Source organism: Streptomyces atroolivaceus (assembly GCF_000717025.1).
In the GTDB taxonomy this organism is placed as follows: Bacteria; Actinomycetota; Actinomycetes; order Streptomycetales; family Streptomycetaceae; genus Streptomyces; species Streptomyces atroolivaceus.
This window is the reverse complement of sequence record NZ_JNXG01000063.1, coordinates 1-769: the sequence shown is the minus strand read 5'-3', so window position 1 is coordinate 769 and position 769 is coordinate 1. Positions and strand designations below refer to the sequence as shown.

The 769-nt window shown below is 68.3% G+C and carries 1 pseudogene; it reads right to left on the bottom strand.

From position 1 onward, the window contains the following. A pseudogene (locus OO67_RS35415) lies at positions 1–769 on the bottom strand (aminotransferase class III-fold pyridoxal phosphate-dependent enzyme); the annotation flags it as partial.

The window sequence follows — 769 nt, the reverse complement described above, 5'->3', positions numbered from 1 at the left end:
CTGTTCGACCTGCTCGCCGCGGGCGAGGGTCTGCTTCTCCATCTGGCCGTCGGCCCAGTAGGCGTCGAGCGTGGCGGCGGCGGTGACGAAGGCCGGGTTGTTGCCGCGGAAGGTGCCGTTGTGCTCGCCCGGCTCCCAGACGTCCAGCTCGCCCTTGAACAGGCAGAGCGACATCGGCAGGCCGTAACCGCTGATCGACTTCGACAGCGTCACGATGTCCGGGACGATGCCCGCCTCCTCGAAGGAGAAGAAGCCTCCGGTCCGGCCGCAGCCCATCTGGATGTCGTCGACGATCAGGAGCATGTCCTGGCGGTGGCACAGGTCCTGGAGCGCACGGAGCCACTCGGCACGTGCGACGTTGATGCCGCCCTCGCCCTGCACGGTCTCCACGATCACCGCGGCGGGTTTGTTCAGCCCCGACCCCTGGTCACGACCGACTCGCGGCCCTTGACCTTGCGGGCCAGCTTCAGCGCCGACTCGACGGCGTTGGTGCCGGTCGGGCCGGGGAACATCACCTTGTAGGGCAGGTCACGGGGGCGCAGGATCACGTTCTCGAACGTCTCCAGGAACGCCCGCTTGGCCGTCGTGGCCATGTCCAGGCCGTGGGTGATGCCGTCGCGCTCGATGTAGTCGATCAGCGCGCGTTTCAGTACCGGGTTGTTGTGGCCGTAGTTGAGCGATCCGGCACCGGCGAAGAAGTCCAGGTAGGAGTGGCCGTCCTCGTCCGTGAGCCGGGCGCCCTGCGCGCGGTCGAACACCGCGGGCCAGC